This is a genomic window from Polaromonas sp. Polasp52 (assembly GCF_059491565.1).
Window position 1 is genome coordinate 4,365,183 of the sequence record NZ_CP168513.1, and the last position, 17,898, is coordinate 4,383,080.

The 17,898-nt window shown below is 63.3% G+C and carries 17 protein-coding genes; 13 read left to right on the top strand and 4 right to left on the bottom strand.

Translation table 11 applies throughout. From position 1 onward, the window contains the following. The first annotated feature begins 1 nt into the window (after position 1). Genes ACEN9P_RS20500 through ACEN9P_RS20515 form a run of 4 tightly spaced genes read left to right on the top strand, consistent with a single transcriptional unit; the run spans position 2 to position 4,779 of the window. Positions 2–1,534 (top strand): acyl-CoA carboxylase subunit beta, encoded by a 1,533-nt coding sequence (locus ACEN9P_RS20500; RefSeq protein ID WP_477662978.1) that lies wholly within the window; start codon positions 2–4, stop codon positions 1,532–1,534. A gap of 7 nt (positions 1,535–1,541) precedes the next feature. Next, positions 1,542–2,228 (top strand): YwqG family protein, encoded by a 687-nt coding sequence (locus ACEN9P_RS20505; protein WP_495620316.1) that lies wholly within the window; start codon positions 1,542–1,544, stop codon positions 2,226–2,228. Between the two features lie 26 nt (positions 2,229–2,254). Next, entirely contained in the window at positions 2,255–4,303 is a 2,049-nt protein-coding gene (locus tag ACEN9P_RS20510) for an acetyl-CoA carboxylase biotin carboxylase subunit (RefSeq protein ID WP_495622206.1), read from the top strand. Next, positions 4,303–4,779: a VOC family protein gene (locus ACEN9P_RS20515; RefSeq protein WP_477662981.1), complete on the top strand. Its 477-nt coding sequence runs from the start codon at positions 4,303–4,305 to the stop codon at positions 4,777–4,779. The genes ACEN9P_RS20510 and ACEN9P_RS20515 overlap by 1 nt, the downstream gene beginning before the upstream one ends. 9 nt (positions 4,780–4,788) lie before the next feature. On the opposite strand, the gene rsxB is transcribed toward ACEN9P_RS20515, so the two are convergent. Together rsxB and ACEN9P_RS20525 are read right to left on the bottom strand one after the other, a co-directional pair. Next, positions 4,789–5,454 carry an electron transport complex subunit RsxB gene (rsxB, locus tag ACEN9P_RS20520; protein WP_495620317.1) on the bottom strand — a complete coding sequence of 222 codons (666 nt, stop codon included), beginning with the start codon at positions 5,452–5,454 and terminating at the stop codon, positions 4,789–4,791. 53 nt (positions 5,455–5,507) lie between these two features. Then, positions 5,508–6,881, bottom strand: coding sequence for a polyhydroxyalkanoate depolymerase (locus ACEN9P_RS20525; protein WP_477662983.1), 1,374 nt, complete (start codon positions 6,879–6,881; stop codon positions 5,508–5,510). A 283-nt stretch (positions 6,882–7,164) separates the two neighbouring features. Between ACEN9P_RS20525 and ygiD the strand changes: the two genes are divergently transcribed. Next, positions 7,165–8,019 carry a 4,5-DOPA-extradiol-dioxygenase gene (gene ygiD / locus ACEN9P_RS20530; protein WP_477662984.1) on the top strand — a complete coding sequence of 285 codons (855 nt, stop codon included), beginning with the start codon at positions 7,165–7,167 and terminating at the stop codon, positions 8,017–8,019. 10 nt (positions 8,020–8,029) lie between these two features. On the opposite strand, the gene ACEN9P_RS20535 is transcribed toward ygiD, so the two are convergent. Further along, the gene (locus ACEN9P_RS20535; protein WP_495622207.1) at positions 8,030–8,614 is read right to left on the bottom strand and encodes a nucleotidyltransferase family protein; all 585 of its coding nucleotides are present in this window, start codon (positions 8,612–8,614) and stop codon (positions 8,030–8,032) included. Further along, a complete protein-coding gene (locus ACEN9P_RS20540) occupies positions 8,614–9,810 on the bottom strand; it encodes an amino acid aminotransferase (RefSeq protein WP_477662986.1) in 1,197 nt (398 codons plus the stop codon). The genes ACEN9P_RS20535 and ACEN9P_RS20540 overlap by 1 nt, the downstream gene beginning before the upstream one ends. 197 nt (positions 9,811–10,007) lie before the next feature. Between ACEN9P_RS20540 and uvrB the strand changes: the two genes are divergently transcribed. The 8 genes from uvrB to fdx all read left to right on the top strand — a co-directional run bounded on the left by uvrB (position 10,008) and on the right by fdx (position 17,886). Further along, entirely contained in the window at positions 10,008–12,131 is a 2,124-nt protein-coding gene (gene uvrB / locus ACEN9P_RS20545) for an excinuclease ABC subunit UvrB (RefSeq protein ID WP_477662987.1), read from the top strand. Positions 12,132–12,391: 260 nt separating this feature from the next. Beyond that, positions 12,392–12,928: a Fe-S cluster assembly transcriptional regulator IscR gene (gene iscR / locus ACEN9P_RS20550; protein WP_007867011.1), complete on the top strand. Its 537-nt coding sequence runs from the start codon at positions 12,392–12,394 to the stop codon at positions 12,926–12,928. Between the two features lie 102 nt (positions 12,929–13,030). Continuing rightward, positions 13,031–14,248, top strand: coding sequence for an IscS subfamily cysteine desulfurase (locus ACEN9P_RS20555; RefSeq protein ID WP_477662988.1), 1,218 nt, complete (start codon positions 13,031–13,033; stop codon positions 14,246–14,248). A gap of 34 nt (positions 14,249–14,282) precedes the next feature. After that, positions 14,283–14,669, top strand: coding sequence for a Fe-S cluster assembly scaffold IscU (gene iscU / locus ACEN9P_RS20560; protein ID WP_007867013.1), 387 nt, complete (start codon positions 14,283–14,285; stop codon positions 14,667–14,669). Positions 14,670–14,715: 46 nt separating this feature from the next. Further along, a complete protein-coding gene (gene iscA, locus ACEN9P_RS20565; RefSeq protein ID WP_413328515.1) occupies positions 14,716–15,039 on the top strand; it encodes an iron-sulfur cluster assembly protein IscA in 324 nt (107 codons plus the stop codon). Positions 15,040–15,115: 76 nt separating this feature from the next. Beyond that, positions 15,116–15,634, top strand: coding sequence for a Fe-S protein assembly co-chaperone HscB (gene hscB / locus ACEN9P_RS20570; RefSeq protein WP_477662989.1), 519 nt, complete (start codon positions 15,116–15,118; stop codon positions 15,632–15,634). Between the two features lie 30 nt (positions 15,635–15,664). Further along, positions 15,665–17,527 (top strand): Fe-S protein assembly chaperone HscA, encoded by a 1,863-nt coding sequence (gene hscA / locus ACEN9P_RS20575; protein ID WP_495620318.1) that lies wholly within the window; start codon positions 15,665–15,667, stop codon positions 17,525–17,527. Between the two features lie 20 nt (positions 17,528–17,547). Further along, a complete protein-coding gene (fdx, locus tag ACEN9P_RS20580) occupies positions 17,548–17,886 on the top strand; it encodes an ISC system 2Fe-2S type ferredoxin (RefSeq protein ID WP_007867024.1) in 339 nt (112 codons plus the stop codon). Positions 17,887–17,898: the final 12 nt, after the last annotated feature.

Below are 17,898 nucleotides of genomic sequence, written 5' to 3' on the forward strand. Positions count from 1 at the left end.
CATGCAAGAAATCCTTGAAGAGCTCGAAAAGAAACGCGCCGCGGCCCGCCTGGGCGGCGGCCAGAAGCGCATAGACGCGCAGCACGGCAAAGGCAAGCTCACGGCGCGCGAGCGGCTGGAGCTGCTGCTGGACGAAGGCACGTTTGAAGAGTGGGACATGTTTGTCGAGCACCGCTGCACCGACTTCGGCATGCAGGACAACAAGATTCCCGGCGACGGCGTGGTCACCGGCTACGGCATGATCAACGGCCGCCTGGTGTTTGTCTTCAGCCAGGACTTCACCGTGTTCGGCGGCGCCTTGAGCGAGGCCCATGCCGAAAAAATCTGCAAGGTCATGGACCAGGCCATGAAGGTGGGCGCGCCCGTCATAGGCCTTAACGATTCGGGTGGCGCCCGCATCCAGGAAGGCGTGGCCTCGCTGGGCGGTTATGCCGATGTGTTCCAGCGCAATGTGATGGCCAGCGGCGTGATTCCGCAGATCAGCATGATCATGGGACCCAGTGCCGGCGGCGCGGTGTATTCGCCGGCCATGACCGACTTCATCTTCATGGTCAAGGACAGCTCCTATATGTTTGTCACGGGCCCCGAGGTCGTCAAGACCGTGACCCATGAAGAAGTCACGGCCGAGGAGCTGGGCGGCGCCACCACCCACACCACCCGCAGCGGCGTGGCCGACCTGGCCTTCGAGAACGACGTCGAGGCGCTGTTGATGCTGCGCCGCCTCTACAACTATCTGCCGCTGAACAACCGCGAAAAAGCCCCGGTGCGTCCCAGCGCCGACCCGGCCGGCCGCATGGACCTGAGCCTGGACACGCTGGTGCCCGAGAACCCGAACAAGCCGTACGACATGAAGGAGCTCATCGTCAAGACGGTGGACGACGGCGACTTCTTCGAAATACAGCCCGAATACGCGAAAAACATCATCATCGGCTTCGCCCGCATGGAAGGGCAGACCGTGGGCATCGTCGCCAACCAGCCGCTGGTGCTGGCCGGCTGCCTGGACATCAAGAGTTCCATCAAGGCCGCGCGCTTTGTGCGCTTTTGCGATGCCTTCAACATCCCGGTGATCACCTTTGTCGACGTGCCCGGCTTCATGCCCGGCACCAGCCAGGAATATGGCGGCATCATCAAGCACGGCGCCAAGCTGCTGTACGCGTACGCCGAATGCACCGTGCCCAAGATCACCGTGATCACACGCAAGGCCTATGGCGGCGCCTACGACGTGATGGCTTCCAAGCATTTGCGCGGCGACGTCAACTTCGCCTGGCCCAACGCCGAGATCGCCGTGATGGGCGCCAAGGGCGCGGTGGAAATCATCTTCCGCGAAGACAAGGGCGATCCGGCCAAGCTGGCCGCCAAGGAAGCCGAATACAAGGCCCGCTTTGCCAACCCCTTTGTGGCCGGCGCGCGCGGTTTTATTGACGATGTGATCCTGCCGCATGAAACGCGCAAGCGCATCTGCCGCTCGCTGGTGATGCTGCGCGACAAGAAGATCGAAAACCCGTGGCGCAAGCACGGCAACATTCCGCTGTGAGCGCGCGGTGATCAGCCACTATCCCCGATTCCGCGAAGGCGCGGCGACCGGCCTGGTGCCCAAGCTGGGCGGCCTGCCCTGGGGGCTGCCCGCGCGCCTTTGGCCCGCCTGCAAGGAGTGCGGGCGGCCCATGAGCCATCTTGCGCAGCTGCCGGCCGCCGTGCCCGAGCTGCCGATCGCGCAAGGCGAAGTGCTGTTTCTGTTCAAGTGCGAGTGGGACAGCGTCTGCAGCTTCTGGGAGCTTGACGCCGGCGCCAACACCGCTTTCACGGTGCCGCAAAGCGCGCTGGGCGCGCTGGCCACTGAGCCGCCCGCCGATGCCAAGGACGGGCCGCCGGCCGTGCTGCCCGAGCTGGGCGTCGTGGGCTGGCGTGCTGACGACGATGGTGCGCCGCCCGAGCTTGAAGAAGCCTTCTACGACAACACCCGCTATTTCGAGTTGCCAGACGAAATCGCACATCCGCACAACTGGGCCAGTGCCTGGCGTACCAAGAGCGGTGGCGTTCCCTATTGGACGGCCAACGGTGTGCAGCAAAGCCCGCCCGGCAGGATGCTGCTGCAAATCGACAACTGGGTGGAACTGGAAGGGGGTGGCACGGCCGAGGTCGCCAACTTCTGCTCGGACGGCACCGCCTATGTGTTCGTTGATCACTCACAGAATCCACCGACTTACTCCATGTTTATCAACCGCTGAAGCGGCCAACAAAAACAGGTTCAATGATGTTTACCAAAATTCTCATAGCCAACCGCGGTGAAATCGCCTGCCGGGTCATCAAGACCGCCCGCAAGATGGGCATCCAGACCGTCGCCGTGTACTCCGACGCCGACAAGGACGCACGCCATGTCGAGCTTGCCGATGAGGCCGTCAACATAGGCCCGGCGCCCAGCCGCGACAGCTATTTGCAGGCCGACAAGATCATCGCGGCCTGCAAGCAGACGGGCGCGCAGGCGGTGCACCCCGGCTACGGCTTTCTGAGCGAGAACGCGGGTTTTGCCAAGCGGGTGGAAGAAGAGGGCATTGTCTTCATAGGCCCCAAGCATTATTCGATTGCCGCCATGGGCGACAAGATCGAGTCCAAAAAGCTGGCCGGCGCGGCGGGCGTCAACTGCATCCCGGGCGTGAACGACGCGATTGAGAGCGCCGAGAAGGCCGTGGAGATCGCCAAGGGCATCGGCTACCCGGTGATGATCAAGGCCAGCGCGGGCGGCGGCGGCAAGGGTTTGCGCGTGGCCTTCAACGACAAGGAGGCCCTGGAAGGTTTTACCTCCTGCCGCAACGAGGCGCGCAACAGCTTTGGCGACGACCGCGTCTTTATCGAGAAGTTTGTCGAGGAACCGCGCCATATCGAAATCCAGCTGCTGGGCGACAGCCACGGCAATGTGGTCTACCTCAACGAGCGCGAATGCTCGATACAGCGGCGCCACCAGAAGGTGATTGAAGAGGCGCCGTCGCCTTTCATCAGCGACGCAACGCGCAAGGCCATGGGCGAGCAGGCGGTGGCATTGGCCAAGGCGGTGAAGTACCAGAGTGCCGGCACGGTGGAGTTTGTGGTCGGCAAGGACCAGAGCTTTTATTTCCTCGAGATGAACACCCGGCTGCAGGTAGAGCACCCGGTGACGGAATGCATCACCGGGCTGGACCTGGTGGAACTGATGATTCGCGTGGCCGCCGGCGAGAAGCTGCCGATTGCGCAGAAAGACGTGCAGCGCAATGGCTGGGCCATCGAATGCCGCATCAATGCCGAAGACCCGTTCCGCAGCTTCCTGCCCTCCACGGGCCGGCTGGTGCGCTTCCAGCCGCCCAAGGAAACCATGTTTGCGGCCGACACCGCGCAGCTGTACGGCGTGCGCGTCGACACCGGCGTGGAGGACGGCGGCGAGATTCCGATGTTTTACGACTCGATGATCGCCAAGCTCATCGTGCACGGCAAGGACCGCAAGGAGGCGATTGCCAAAATGCGCGAGGCGCTCAATGGTTTTGTGATCCGCGGCATCTCCAGCAACATTCCCTTCCAGGCGGCCTTGCTGGCGCATCCCAAGTTTGTTTCGGGCGATTTCAACACCGGCTTTATCGCCGAGAACTATGCCAAGGGTTTCCAGGCCGAAGACGTGCCGCATGAAGACCCGTCCTTCCTGCTGGCGCTGGCGGCCTATGTGAACCGCCGCATGCTGGGCCGCGCGGCCGGCATCAGCGGCCAGTTGCCGGGCCATGGCGTCACGGTGGGCGAGGAGTTCGTCGTCGTCAGCCTGGGTGCGGCGGGGCAGAACACGCCGCACCCGGTGACGGTGGGCAACTACCAGGCGCAAACCGGTTCCGGCACGGTGGAGGTAGGTGCCAGGAGTTATGAGATTTGCAGCAACTGGCACCTGGGCGGCGCGCGCATACGCGGCACCGTCAACGGCCAGCCTTTTGCCGCGCAAGTCGAGCGCGGTGTCGGACGCAATCCGCTGGCGATCCGCGTCGCCCACAACGGTACCCGGCTTGATGCCTTGGTGCTGACGCCGCGCGCGGCGCAGCTCCATGCCCTGATGCCCTACAAGGCACCGCCCGACATGAGCCGCTATGTGCTCTCTCCCATGCCGGGCCTGCTGGTGGACGTGGCGGTGCAGGTGGGCCAGAAAGTGCAGGCCGGCGAGCGTGTGGCGGTGATTGAGGCCATGAAGATGGAAAACGTGTTGTTCGCCGTGGCCGACGGCGTTGTCGGCAAGGTGCTGGCCGCCAAGGGTGAGTCGCTGAGCGTGGACCAACCGATTGTGGAGTTCCAGTAATGAGCCCCGGACGTCCCTTTAAAGTTCTCGGAATCCAGCAGATCGCCATCGGCGCCACAAGTAAAGACCGACTGCGTACGCTGTGGGTCGACATGCTGGGCCTGGAAGTGACCGGCAATTTTGTGAGCGAACGCGAAAACGTTGATGAGGACATCTGCGCGATCGGCAGCGGCCCCTTCAAGGTCGAGGTCGACCTGATGCAGCCGCTGGATGTGGACAAAAAGCCCGCGGTGCACACCACGCCGCTCAACCATGTGGGCCTGTGGATAGACGACCTGCCCAAGGCCGTGGAATGGCTGGCGGCCAAAGGTGTGCGCTTCGCGCCCGGCGGCATACGCAAGGGCGCTGCGGGTTTTGACATCTGCTTTCTGCACCCCAAGGCCAACGAGGAGTTCCCGATCGCGGGTGAGGGTGTGCTGATCGAGCTGGTGCAGGCGCCGCCCGAAGTGGTCAAGGCGTTTTCGGCCCTGGGCTGAAAAGCCGGCTTACTCTTTTGCGCGCTGCGCCCGGGCCCGGGCCAGCGCCGCTTCGATCACGGCGCGTTTGCGGTCCGCCACGGCGGGATCGGACTCGGGGCGTGCGGCGGAGGCCGGGGGCGCGAGGGATGTCGAACCGGTGTCCACGCTGGGAGGCTTGCCTTCCTTCTTGTGCCGGGTCCGATGGCGCTCATAGCGTGCCTTGGCCGTGTCGACCTCCTGCTGCGACCAGGCCTGCCAGCCGGTGCGTGCGCCGGTGACGTTTTCCAGGCTGATGCAATCGACCGGGCACACCGGGATGCACAGCTCGCAGCCCGTGCACCAAGGCTCGATCACGGTGTGCATCATCTTGTTGCTGCCCAGGATGGCGTCGGTCGGGCATGCCTTGAGGCACAGGGTGCAGCCTATGCACCAGTTCTCGTCGATGACGGCCACAGCGCGCGGGCCTTCCTTACCGTTGGCGGGGTTCAGGGGCAGGGCGGGCAGGCCGGTAATGGCCGAAAGGCGCTGCACGCCTTCGGCGCCGCCCGGCGGGCATTGGTTGATGGCGGCCTCGCCCGAGGCCATGGCCTGCGCGTAGGCCGCGCAGTCAGGGTAGCCGCAGCGGGTGCACTGGGTCTGGGGCAGGGCGGCGTTGAGGCGCTCGAAAAGGCGCAAGTCGGTGGGGGAGCTCACCGGCCTATTGTCCTACCAGTCACGGCCTTGGGCCCGGCCGCGCCGTACAGCTTTCAGGCTTGTTTGCCGCGCGCCGTTTTTTTGGCCGCCGGCTTCGCAACGGACTTGGCCGTGGATTTTGCGGTGGTTTTTGCCGCCGCTGCCCGTTTGGCCGGAACCGAAGGCCGGTTGTTCGCCTGGATAAAGGCCTTGACCTGCGGGTAGACGATCTCACGCCAGCGGCGGCCGCTGAAGATGCCGTAATGGCCCGCGCCCTTGACTTCCAGGTGCTTTTGCAAGGCCTTGGGGATGTTGTGGCAAAGGCTGTGGGCCGCCTCGGTCTGGCCTGAGCCGGAGATGTCGTCCAGTTCGCCTTCGACGGTGAAGTGGGCCGTGGTCTTGATGTCCTGGGGCCGCACGCGCTCCAGTTCTCCGTCCACGTTCTTGACGTCCCAGGTGCCGTTGACCAGCTTGAACTCCTGGAACACCGTCTTGATGGTGTCCAGGTAGTAATCGGCGTCCATGTCGAGCACGGCGTTGTATTCGTCGTAGAACTTGCGGTGTGCCTCGGCGCTGGCGTCGTCGCCCTTGATCAGGTCCTTGAAGTAGTCGTAATGGCTGCTGGCGTGGCGGTCGGGGTTCATCGCGACGAAGCCGGTGTGCTGCAAAAAGCCGGGGTAGACGCGGCGCCCGGCGCCCGGGAAGTTGCTGGGCACGCGGTAGATCACATTGTTCTCAAACCACTCGTAGCTCTTGTTCATGGCCAGGTTGTTGACGGCGGTCGGCGACTTGCGCGCGTCGATGGGGCCGCCCATCATGGTCATGCTCAGCGGCGTGGTCTCGCCGCGCGAGGCCATCAGCGACACCGCCGCGAGCACCGGCACGGTGGGCTGGCACACGCTGATGACGTGGCAATTGCCGTAAATGCCCTGGATGTGGCGGATGAATTCCTGCACGTAGTTGACGTAGTCGTCCAGGTGGAAGGAGCCGTCGGACAGCGGCACGGTGCGCGCGTTTTTCCAGTCGGTGATGTAGACCTTGTGGTCTTTCAGCATGGTGCGCACGGTGTCGCGCAGCAAGGTGGCGTAGTGGCCGGACAGCGGCGCCACGATCAGCACCGCGGGTTCGCCCTTCAGGCCCGTCAGCGTGGCCGGGTCGTCGGTGAAACGCTTGAAACGGCGCAGTTCGCAAAAGGGTTTGTCGATTTCCACGCGCTCGTGGATGCTGACCTCGGTGCCGTTGACGTCCACGGTGCGGATGTCAAAAGCCGGTTTTTCGTAGTCCTTGCCCAGCCGGTAGATCAGGCTGTAGCCGGCGGCCACGCGCTGGGCAAAGGGGTTCTGCCCGAGGGGCGACAGGGGGTTGCCGTAGAGCTTGGCGGCGGCCTGCGCGAAGTCGACAAAGGGCTCCATCAAGGTGCGCTGGGTTTCATAGACTTGGTACAGCATCGGGGGTCAACCTTGGGTTATGTCGTGGTGATGTCGTTATGACAGGTAAATCGTAGTATGTTGCAGTGCAATATAACAGGGGCTGGCCGCACTGTTTTGAGGAAAACCACCAATTCCGGGCTCTTTTCACGGCTTTGGTGCCAAAGCACCACGAGGCGGCGGCCGGGCTTGTTTTGGCGATAAACCGCCGCCACCTGCGGAATTGAAGGAACACTTACCATTTTGCCCTCCGGCCGGCGGTTTTGCCCGCCCTGGTGCCGCTCCCCGAACAGGAAACAACACTATGCTCCCCACTATCGACGCCTCCGCGCTGGACCGAATCGCCTCCCTGAAGAAATCCGACAGGATGCCGGTGGTTTTTGTGGGCCACGGCAGTCCCATGAACGCCATAGGCGACAACGAATACCGGCGCAGCTGGCAGGCGCTGGGCGCCGAATTTGGGGCCAAATACCCCAGGCCGCAGCTGATTTTGTGTATTTCCGCCCACTGGCTGACCGAGGGCTGGTGGCTGACCGCTATGGACAAGCCCAAGACCATCCACGATTTCGGGGGCTTTCCGCAGGAGCTGTTCGACCAGCAATACCCGGCGCCCGGCGATCCGGCCGCCGCACAGGCCATCAGCCAGCTGGTGCGCCAGCGGGCCTCGGCGCCGCTGGGCCTGGACGAAAGCGAGTGGGGGCTGGACCATGGCGCCTGGTCGGTGCTCAAGCCCATGTTCCCGGACGCGGACATCCCGGTGATCCAGCTCAGCATGGACTACGGCCGCGCGCCCGAGGACCACTATGCGCTGGCCAAGCAGCTCAAGGCCTTGCGCGAGCGCGGGGTGCTGGTCGTCGCCAGCGGCAACATCGTGCACAACCTGCGCCAGATGCAGCGCGGCGCGACCGGCAGCCAAGCCTATGACTGGGCTCTGGAATTCGACCAGATCACGGGCGGCTATCTGCAGCAGGGCAACCTTGATGCGCTGCAGAACTTCCAGAAGCTGGGCCAGGTCGCCAAAATGGCGCACCCCACTTATGAACACTACCTGCCCTTGCTGTATGCGGCCGGCGCCGCCGACGGCAAGGAGGCCATGCGCTTTTTCAATACCAGCTTCCAGGCCGGTTCGATTTCGATGCGCTCCGCGGTCTGGGGCTGATCAGCCCGGATCAAGCCTGGATTTGCAGCCAGGGCCAGCGCTCCTGGTAGGCGGCGGCTTTTTTCTCAAACAGCGGCCGGTGCGGGCACAGCGGATTCGGGCTGAGCCGGCCCTGGTAGAGCGCGTCCAGGCTGTTCGGCGCGTAAAGCGTCAGGCCTGAAGCGCCGGCTTGCAAGCCCACGCAGGTGCTGGTGACCAGGAAACGGTCTATGCCGTCCCGGGAACTGCGCAGGGCAGGGTAGGGAAAGCCGAAGTAATCCTGGTACCAGGTGTGGACGCGGGCCTGGTTTTTGGCTTCCACCGTGATGCCCAGGCCGGCAAAAGCGGACTGGACCCGCGCATGGACCCGGGCCTCGGCCGCCTCCGAAAGGTCGGCGGGGTCGAAGTAGAACAGGTCATAGTCCTTGATATGGGCTTCGGGCGGATTACCCGAACGCACATTCCAGACCGTCTGGAACAGGCAGCCCGCGACCAGCCAGGCATCCGGCAGGCCCAGGGTGGGCAATTGCTGCAGGATGCGCTGGTTGTGGCGGTTTTGCAGGGCGTCCCGGATGAAACCATCCGGGCTGGGAGGGAGAGAGACCGGCAGGGGAATCAGACGACCTTGGCGATGGACGCGCAGACGTAGTCGATGTTCTTGCTGTTGAGTGCGGCCACGCACATGCGGCCGGTGTCGGTGCCGTAGACGCCGAACTCATTGCGCAGGCGCACCATCTGGTCCTTGCTGAGGCCGGAATAGCTGAACATGCCGATCTGGGCGGTGATGAAGCTCATGTCCTGCTTGACGCCGGCGGCCTTCAGGCCGTCCACGAGCTTTTGGCGCATGGCCTTGATGCGCACGCGCATTTCCGCCAGTTCCTGCTCCCACTGGGCGCGCAGCGCCGGCGTGTTGAGCACCGTGGCCACCACCATGCCGCCGTGGATCTGCGGGTTGCTGTAGTTGGTGCGAATGACCAGCTTGAGCTGCGACAGCACGCGGTCGGCTTCTTCCTTGGACTCGCAGAGCACCGACAGGGCACCCACGCGCTCGCCATAGAGGCTGAAGCTCTTGGAAAACGAGGTCGACACGAAAAAGCTGAGGCCGGCAGCCACAAATTTGCCGATGACGGCGCCGTCTTCGGCAATGCCGTGGCCGAAGCCCTGGTAAGCCATGTCGAGGAAGGGTGTGAGCTTGCGCGCCTTGACGGCGGCGATCACCTGGTCCCACTGGGCCGCGGTGATGTCGTAGCCGGTCGGGTTGTGGCAGCAGGCATGCAGCACGACGATGGTGCCTTCGGCTGCCGCGTTCAGGGCGGCGAGCATGCCGTCGAAGTTGACGCCGCGCTTGGCGGCATCGTAGTAAGGATAGCTTTCAACGGCAAAACCGGCCTGGCTGAACAGCGCGCGGTGGTTTTCCCAGCTCGGGTCGGAAATCAGCACCTTGGCATTGGGGCTGAGCTTTTTGAGGAAGTCGGCTCCCACCTTGAGGCCGCCCGTGCCGCCTATGCCTTGCACGGTGGCGACGCGGCCGCTCTTGACCGGTTCGCTGTCGGCGCCGAAGACCAGGCCTTTGACGGCCGCATCGTAGGCGGCGATGCCGTCAATCGGCAGGTAGCCGCGGGCCTTGGGCGATTCCATCATTTGCTTTTCGGCCGCCTGCACGCATTGCAGCAGGGGGAGCTTGCCGTTGTCGTCGTAGTACACGCCCACGCCCAGGTTGACCTTGTTGGGATTGGTGTCGGCATTGAACTGCTCATTCAGGCCCAGGATGGGGTCACGCGGGGCCATTTCGACAGCGGTAAACAAAGACATGAAATATCCTCAGAAAAAGTGAAAAAAGGCGAAAGCGACGGTACGGGGATTTAGGTCACAAGCTGACCGGAAAAAAGGCTACAAGAGGTATCAACACGGCGGTCGGAGGGCGATGGGGGATTGCAATTCCCATTTTCGGCCGAATGTCGTATTCTGTTTGGTTGCCCCGAATTTTAACGGGGCTTGATCGAGGTTTTATGCCAGAAGCTATTGAAGTCATAACCGAGGTGGCGGATCCGGCCCCGCGCGAGGGTCAGTTTGTCCGTTTCCCGGATTCGCCGTTCGAACTGTTCCAGCCCTATCCGCCGGCGGGCGACCAGCCGGTGGCGATCGAGCAACTGGTCGAGGGCGTCAGGGACGGCGAGGTGTTCCAGACCCTGCTGGGCGTGACCGGCTCCGGGAAGACCTTCACCATGGCCAATGTGATCGCCCGCCTGGGCCGCCCGGCCATCGTGTTCGCCCCCAACAAGACCCTGGCGGCACAGCTGTACAGCGAATTCCGCGAGTTTTTCCCCAAGAACGCGGTCGAGTATTTCGTCAGCTATTACGACTACTACCAACCCGAGGCCTATGTGCCGCAGCGCGACCTTTTCATTGAAAAGGACTCGGCCATCAACGAGCACATCGAGCAGATGCGGCTGTCGGCCACCAAGAGCGTGCTGGAGCGGCGCGACACCATCATCGTCGGCACGGTCAGCGCGATTTACGGCATAGGTGCGCCCGAGGATTACACGCAGATGCGTTTTATCGCCCGCATAGGCGACAAGATGGGCCAGCGCGACGTGATCGCGCGGCTGATCCGCATGCAGTACACGCGCAACGAGCAGGATTTCGCGCGCGGCACCTTCCGGGTGCGCGGCGACGTGATCGACGTCTTCCCGGCCGAGCATTCCGAGCTGGCCATACGCATAGAGCTGTTCGACGACGAGATCGAGTCGCTGCAGCTGTTCGACCCGCTGACCGGCCGCATTCGCCAGAAAATCCCGCGTTTTGTGGTCTACCCCAAAAGCCACTACGTCACGCCGCGCGACAAGGTCATGACGGCGGTGGAGACCATCAAGCTGGAGCTGTCCGAGCGGGTGGCCCAGTTCGTCGCCGACGGCAAGCTGGTGGAGGCCCAGCGCATCGAGCAGCGCACCCGCTTCGATCTGGAGATGCTCAGCGAAATCGGCCACTGCAAGGGCATCGAAAACTACACCCGCCACCTGAGCGGCTCGCCGGCGGGCTCGCCCCCCTCGACGCTGTGCGACTACCTGCCCAAGGACGCACTGATGTTCCTGGATGAAAGCCACGTCATGATCGGCCAGCTCAACGCCATGTACAACGGCGACCGGGCGCGCAAGACCACGCTGGTGGAGTACGGCTTTCGCCTGCCCAGCGCGCTGGACAACCGGCCGCTCAAGTTCGAGGAGTTCGAGTCCAAGATGCGGCAGGCCATCTTCGTGTCGGCCACGCCGGCGGCCTATGAGCAGGAGCATGCCGGCCAGGTGGTGGAGCAGGTGGTCCGGCCCACAGGCCTGGTCGACCCGCAGGTCGAGGTGCGGCCGGCCACCCACCAGGTCGACGACGTGCTGCAGGAAATCCGCATTCGGGTCGAGAAGAACGAACGGGTGCTGATCACCACGCTGACCAAGCGCATGGCCGAACAGCTGACCGACTACCTGAGCGACAACGGCGTCAAGGTGCGTTACCTGCACAGCGATGTGGACACGGTCGAGCGCGTGGAAATCCTGCGCGACCTGCGGCTGGGCGCTTTTGACGTGCTGGTGGGCATTAACTTGCTGCGCGAGGGCCTGGACATTCCCGAGGTCTCGCTGGTGGCCATCCTGGACGCCGACAAAGAGGGCTTTTTGCGCGCCGAGCGCAGCCTGATCCAGACCATAGGCCGGGCGGCCCGCAACCTCAATGGCCGCGCCATCCTGTATGCCGACCGCATCACCGACTCCATGAAAAAGGCCATGGGCGAGACCGAGCGGCGGCGCAACAAGCAGATCGCCTTCAACCTCGAGCACGGCATCACGCCGCGCAGCGTGGTCAAGCGCATCCGCGACCTGATCGACGGCGTCTACAGCGAGAAATCCGGCAAGGAAGCCGAAAAGCTCGAGATGCAAAAGGCGCTGGTCGAGGACATGAGCGAAAAAGACATTGCCCGCGAAATCAAGCGCCTGGAAAAGCAGATGATCGAACACGCCAAGAACCTGGAGTTCGAAAAAGCCGCCCGGGTGCGGGACCAGCTGCACAGCCTCAAGGAACAGGCCTTTGGCGCTCCCGGCGTCGACAATGTGCTGCCTTTGCCCGCTGCGGGCCAAGCCCGGGCTTGAGACGCTCCTCAATCCCCAAATGCACCATATCGGTGCATTTGACGGGTGAGGCTACGGGTTAGTCCTCATGTTTTTGGGGCGCCCAGCGGGAAAACCCCTGTCTGTGTTAAACTTGACGAAAACAGTCAAGAACAATACCAGAACAACAAAAAGCCCCCGCGATACCGGTTGACTGACCTGGGCGGCTGGAGGAAGAGTTCCCTGTAAGCCACAAGTTTGCAGGGTGAAAACGACAGTCAAGCCATTTAAAGGAGCTTGTTATGCGCCTCACAACCAAAGGCCGCTTTGCGGTCACTGCGATGATTGATTTGGGACTGCGCCAGAACAACGGCCCGGTGACCCTGGCCGCTATCAGCCAGCGCCAGCAGATTTCCTTGTCCTATCTCGAACAGCTGTTCGGCAAGCTGCGCCGCCATGAGCTGGTGGAATCCACCCGTGGTCCCGGCGGCGGTTATACCCTGGGCCGCAAGGCTTCGGAGATCACCGTGGCCGACATCATTGTCTCGGTGGACGAGCCGATCGACGCGACCCAGTGCGGCGGCAAGGAAAACTGCCTGGGCGAGGGCGGCCGCTGCATGACGCACGAACTGTGGGCATCGCTGAACAGCCGCATGGTGGAGTTCCTGGATTCCGTGACCCTGCAAAAGCTGGTGGAAGACCAGCTTGCCAAGGGCGTGGTGATCGAAAACACCCCGCAGGTCAAGAAGGCCATCTTCACGGCGCCGGCCGTCAAGCCGGTACGCGTGAATGCGCCCAATTCGGTCTTCGCACTGGGCAACGCGTTCTCCAAATCCTGATGGAGCCGGGCCGGCATTTGCCCGGCCCCATCCCTTTGCGAACTGATTGCATGACCCTGGATCGCGCTGCCAGCCAGCCCGTGAATAAAAAGAGCTAGCCACATGGACACCCCACACTTTCCCATCTACATGGACTACAGCGCCACGAACCCCTGCGACCCGCGGGTGGTGGACGCCATGATCCCCTGGTTGCGCGAACACTTCGGCAACCCCGCTTCGCGCAGCCACGCCTGGGGCTGGGAGGCTGAAGCCGCCGTCGAGAAGGCGCGCGGGCAGATTGCCGACCTGATTGGCGCCGACCCGCGCGAGATCGTCTGGACCAGCGGCGCGACCGAGTCCAACAACCTGGCGCTCAAGGGGGCGGCCCATTTCTACAAGACCAAGGGCAAGCACATCATCACGGTCAAGACCGAGCACAAGGCCGTGCTGGACACCTGCCGCGAACTGGAGCGCCAGGGTTTTGAGGTGACTTATATGGACGTGCAGGCCGACGGCCTGCTGGACCTGGAAGCGCTCAGAGCCGCCATCCGCCCTGACACCATCCTGGTCAGCGTCATGTTCGTCAACAACGAAATCGGCGTGATCCAGGACATCCCGGCCATTGGCGCCCTGTGCCGCGAAAAAGGCATCATCTTCCATGTGGACGCCGCCCAGGCGACCGGCCGCATTGACATCGACCTGGCCACCTTGCCGGTCGACCTGATGAGCTTGACCTCGCACAAGACCTACGGTCCCAAGGGCATAGGCGCCCTGTACGTGCGCCGCAAGCCGCGCGTGCGGCTGGAAGCGCAGATGCACGGCGGCGGCCATGAGCGCGGCATGCGCTCGGGCACGCTGCCCACGCACCAGTGCGTGGGCATGGGTGAGGCCTACCGCATCGCCAAGGCCGAGATGCACGAAGAGAACAAGCGCATACGTGCCCTGCATGAGCGCATGCTCAACGGCCTCAAGGACGTCGAAGAGGTGTTCCTCAACGGCCACGCCGACAAGCGCGTGCCGCACAACCTGAACATGAGCTTCAATTTCGTCGAGGGCGAGTCGCTGATCATGGGCATCAAGGGCCTGGCGGTTTCCAGCGGTTCGGCATGCACCTCGGCCAGCTTGGAACCCAGCTATGTGCTGCGCGCCCTGGGCCGCAGCGACGAACTGGCGCATAGCAGCCTTCGCATGACGATTGGCCGCTGGAGCACCGAAGAAGAAATTGACTACGCGGTCGCCACCATCAAGGAAAACGTGGCGAAACTGCGAGAACTGTCTCCCCTGTGGGAGATGTTCAAGGATGGTGTCGACTTGTCCACCATCCAGTGGGCTGCACACTGAGCAGCGCGCCCGACAGCTTAAAGAGGTAAACAAAATGGCATACAGCGAAAAAGTGGTAGACCACTACGAAAACCCCCGCAACGTCGGCTCCTTTGAAAAGGGCGACGAATCGGTAGGCACCGGCATGGTCGGCGCGCCGGCTTGCGGCGACGTGATGAAGCTGCAGATCAAGGTCAACCCGGTGACGGGCGTGATCGAAGATGCGCGTTTCAAGACTTATGGCTGCGGTTCCGCGATCGCTTCCAGCTCGCTCGTGACCGAATGGGTCAAGGGCAAGACGCTGGACGAAGCGGCCAGCATCAAGAACAGCGCGATTGCCGAAGAACTGGCCTTGCCGCCGGTCAAGATTCACTGCTCCATCCTGGCGGAAGACGCCATCAAGGCCGCCGTGAACGATTACAAGCAAAAGCACGCGCATTGACCAAAACCGCCTTACCCGTCACCTGTTTCATTTCCGAGTGATTTAAATGTCCGTAACCCTCACTGATGCAGCCGCAAGGCACGTGACCCGCTACATGACCAAGCGCGGCAAAGGTGTTGGCGTGCGCCTGGGCGTCAAGACCACCGGCTGCTCCGGCCTGGCCTACAAGCTGGAGTACGCCGACGAGATCGCGCCGGAAGACATCGTGTTTGAAGACAACGGCGTCAAGGTGCTGGTCGACCCGAAAAGTATGGCTTACATCGACGGCACCAAGCTGGACTTTGTGCGTGAAGGCTTGAACGAAGGTTTCAAGTTCATCAACCCCAACGAGCGTGACCGTTGCGGCTGCGGCGAAAGTTTCCGGGTTTGACGGGCCGGCGGTCTTACGCGTGCCGCTCCCCTAACCAAGCCGCCTCCACTGATGGTGCTGGCGGCTTTTTCTCGGCATGAACCTTCAATCCACTGATTTCGAGCTTTTCGGCGTGCCCCAGCGTTTCGCGCAGGACCGCGCCGCGCTGGACGCGCGCTGGAAGGACCTGCAACGCGAGGCGCATCCCGACAAGTTCGCGGCCCAGGGCCCGGCGGCGCAGCGTGTGGCCATGCAGTGGTCGGTGCGCATCAATGAGGCCTACCAGCGCCTGAAGGACCCGCTGAAGCGGGCGAGCTATTTGTGCGAGCTCAATGGCGCACCCATCGATGCCGAGAAAAACACCGCCATGCCGCACGATTTCCTGGTGCAGCAGATGCAGTGGCGTGAAGCGCTGGATGAGGCCGAGACCGCCGAGGATTTTGAGGAAATCGCCTCGCAAGCCATGTCGAGCGGGCGCGAGAAGCTGGCAAAAATAGCGCAATCGCTGGACGTGGACAGGGACTTTCCCGCAGCCGCCCGGCAGGTCAGAAGCCTTATGTTTATTGAGCGCTTTGCCAGCGAGGTCGATGCGCGCATCGACCTGCTGGGACAATAAAGCATTACAGAAAAAGTACGACAAGCACGCATGGCACTCCTGCAAATTTCCGAACCCGGCCAGACGCCCGACCCGCACCAGCGGCGCATCGCGATCGGCATCGACCTGGGCACCACGCACTCGCTGGTCGCCAGCGTGCGCAACGGCGTGTCCGAATGCCTGCCGGACGAGCAGGGAAGGGTGCTGCTGCCCAGCGTGGTGCGCTATCTGGAGGGCGACAAGCGCCAGATCGGCTATGAGGCCCTGGCGGCGCAGGTCGAAGACCCGCGCAACACCATTTCTTCGGTCAAACGCCTGATGGGCCGCGGCATTGACGACATCGGCAGCCGCACCCAGCTGCCTTACGAGCTCAACGACAAGCCGGGCATGGTCACGCTGCAGACCGTCGCCGGCGAAAAAAGCCCGGTCGAGATCAGTGCCGAGATCCTGGCCACGCTGCGCTACCGCGCTGAAGATACCTTCAACGACGACATCTACGGCGCCGTGATCACCGTGCCGGCCTACTTCGACGACGCCCAGCGCCAGGCCACCAAGGACGCCGCGCAACTGGCGGGCCTGAATGTGCTTCGCCTGCTCAACGAACCCACGGCGGCCGCGATTGCCTACGGCCTGGACAACGCCAGCGAAGGCGTTTACGCCGTCTACGACCTGGGCGGCGGCACTTTCGACATTTCCATCCTGCGCCTGACGCAAGGCGTTTTTGAGGTGGTGGCGACCGGCGGTGATTCGGCGCTGGGCGGCGACGACTACGACCGCGCGCTGGTCGACTGGGTGCTGGCCAAGGCGGGCCTGGCGGCCGACACACTCGCGCCGACGGACAAAGCGGCCCTGCTGCGCACCGCGCGAAACTGCAAGGAAGCCCTGTCGGCCGCCGACCTGGTGCCTTTTTCGGTGCAGCTGGCCAAAGCCCTCGTCAATTTCGAGATGAAGGCCGAAGACTTCGAAACCGCGACAGCCCACCTGACCCAGCGCACGCTGGCAGCCGTTCGCAAGGCGCTGCGCGATGCCAAGCTGGCCAAGGAAGACATTCAGGGCGCGGTGCTGGTGGGGGGCTCCACGCGCATGCCGCAGGTGCGCAAGGCGGTGGCCAGTTTCTTCGGCCGTGAGCCGCTGGTCAACCTCAACCCCGACGAAGTGGTCGCGCTGGGCGCGGCCATTTCCGCCAACCAGCTGGCCGGCAACAACACCGGTGATGAGTTGCTGCTGCTGGATGTGATTCCGCTGTCGCTGGGCATAGAGACCATGGGCGGGCTGGTCGAGCGCATCGTGCCGCGCAACCAGACCATTCCCACGGCCATGGCGCAGGACTTCACCACCTACCAGGACGGCCAGACCGCCCTGGCCCTGCATGTGGTGCAGGGCGAGCGCGACCTGGTGGCCGACTGCCGCAGCCTGGCCCGCTTCGAATTGCGCGGCATTCCGCCCATGGTGGCCGGTGCCGCGCGCATCCGCGTGACTTTTACGGTCGATGCCGACGGCCTGCTCAGCGTCAACGCGAAAGAGCAGGTCAGTGGCGTCGAAGCGCGCATTGACGTGAAGCCTTCTTACGGCCTGTCCGACGAAGACATCGCGCGCATGCTGCAGGATAGCTTTTCCACCGCCCAGCAGGACATGAATGCCCGCGCCCTGGCCGAGGCCAAGGTCGATGCGGATCGCATGATCTTGGCCACGCAAAGCGCGCTGGCCGCGGACGCCGATCTGCTGAGTCCCGATGAGCGCGCACAGATCGACAGCCTGATCGCCGGCCTGGCCGACACGCGCGCGCACGGCGACGCGGCCGCGATAGAGGCGGCCACCCAAGCCCTTGCCAAAGGCACGGAGGCCTTCGCCGCCCAGCGCATGAACCGGGGCATCAAACAGGCCCTGGCCGGTAAAAACATCGAGGCGGTTTGAGCCGACTGACTGAGACAACCATGCCCATCATCAAAATACTGCCTCACCCCGAATACTGCCCGCAGGGCGCCGAAATCAGCGCGCCGGCCGGCACCTCGATCTGCGAAGCCTTGCTCGACAACAAGATCAACATCGAGCACGCCTGCGACCTGAGTTGCGCCTGCACCACCTGCCACGTTGTCGTGCGCGAGGGCTTCAACTCGCTCAACGAGCTCGACGAAAGCGAGGAGGACCTGCTGGACCGCGCCTGGGGGCTGGAACCCAATTCGCGCCTGAGCTGCCAGGCCGTGCTGGCCCAGACCGACGTGACGGTGGAAATACCCAAATACTCCATCAACCACGCCAAGGAAAACCACTGAGTTTTCGGGAAA

Coding starts and splice junctions, on each gene's coding strand:
- ACEN9P_RS20500 (WP_477662978.1), top strand. CDS start 2: ATGCAAGAAATCCTTGAAGAGCTCGAAAAGAAACGCGCCGCGGCCCGC.
- iscU (WP_007867013.1), top strand. CDS start 14,283: ATGGCATACAGCGAAAAAGTGGTAGACCACTACGAAAACCCCCGCAAC.
- ACEN9P_RS20525 (WP_477662983.1), bottom strand. CDS start 6,881: ATGCTGTACCAAGTCTATGAAACCCAGCGCACCTTGATGGAGCCCTTT.
- hscA (WP_495620318.1), top strand. CDS start 15,665: ATGGCACTCCTGCAAATTTCCGAACCCGGCCAGACGCCCGACCCGCAC.
- ACEN9P_RS20515 (WP_477662981.1), top strand. CDS start 4,303: ATGAGCCCCGGACGTCCCTTTAAAGTTCTCGGAATCCAGCAGATCGCC.
- ACEN9P_RS20540 (WP_477662986.1), bottom strand. CDS start 9,810: ATGTCTTTGTTTACCGCTGTCGAAATGGCCCCGCGTGACCCCATCCTG.
- uvrB (WP_477662987.1), top strand. CDS start 10,008: ATGCCAGAAGCTATTGAAGTCATAACCGAGGTGGCGGATCCGGCCCCG.
- hscB (WP_477662989.1), top strand. CDS start 15,116: ATGAACCTTCAATCCACTGATTTCGAGCTTTTCGGCGTGCCCCAGCGT.
- ACEN9P_RS20510 (WP_495622206.1), top strand. CDS start 2,255: ATGTTTACCAAAATTCTCATAGCCAACCGCGGTGAAATCGCCTGCCGG.
- fdx (WP_007867024.1), top strand. CDS start 17,548: ATGCCCATCATCAAAATACTGCCTCACCCCGAATACTGCCCGCAGGGC.
- iscR (WP_007867011.1), top strand. CDS start 12,392: ATGCGCCTCACAACCAAAGGCCGCTTTGCGGTCACTGCGATGATTGAT.
- ACEN9P_RS20555 (WP_477662988.1), top strand. CDS start 13,031: ATGGACACCCCACACTTTCCCATCTACATGGACTACAGCGCCACGAAC.
- ygiD (WP_477662984.1), top strand. CDS start 7,165: ATGCTCCCCACTATCGACGCCTCCGCGCTGGACCGAATCGCCTCCCTG.
- iscA (WP_413328515.1), top strand. CDS start 14,716: ATGTCCGTAACCCTCACTGATGCAGCCGCAAGGCACGTGACCCGCTAC.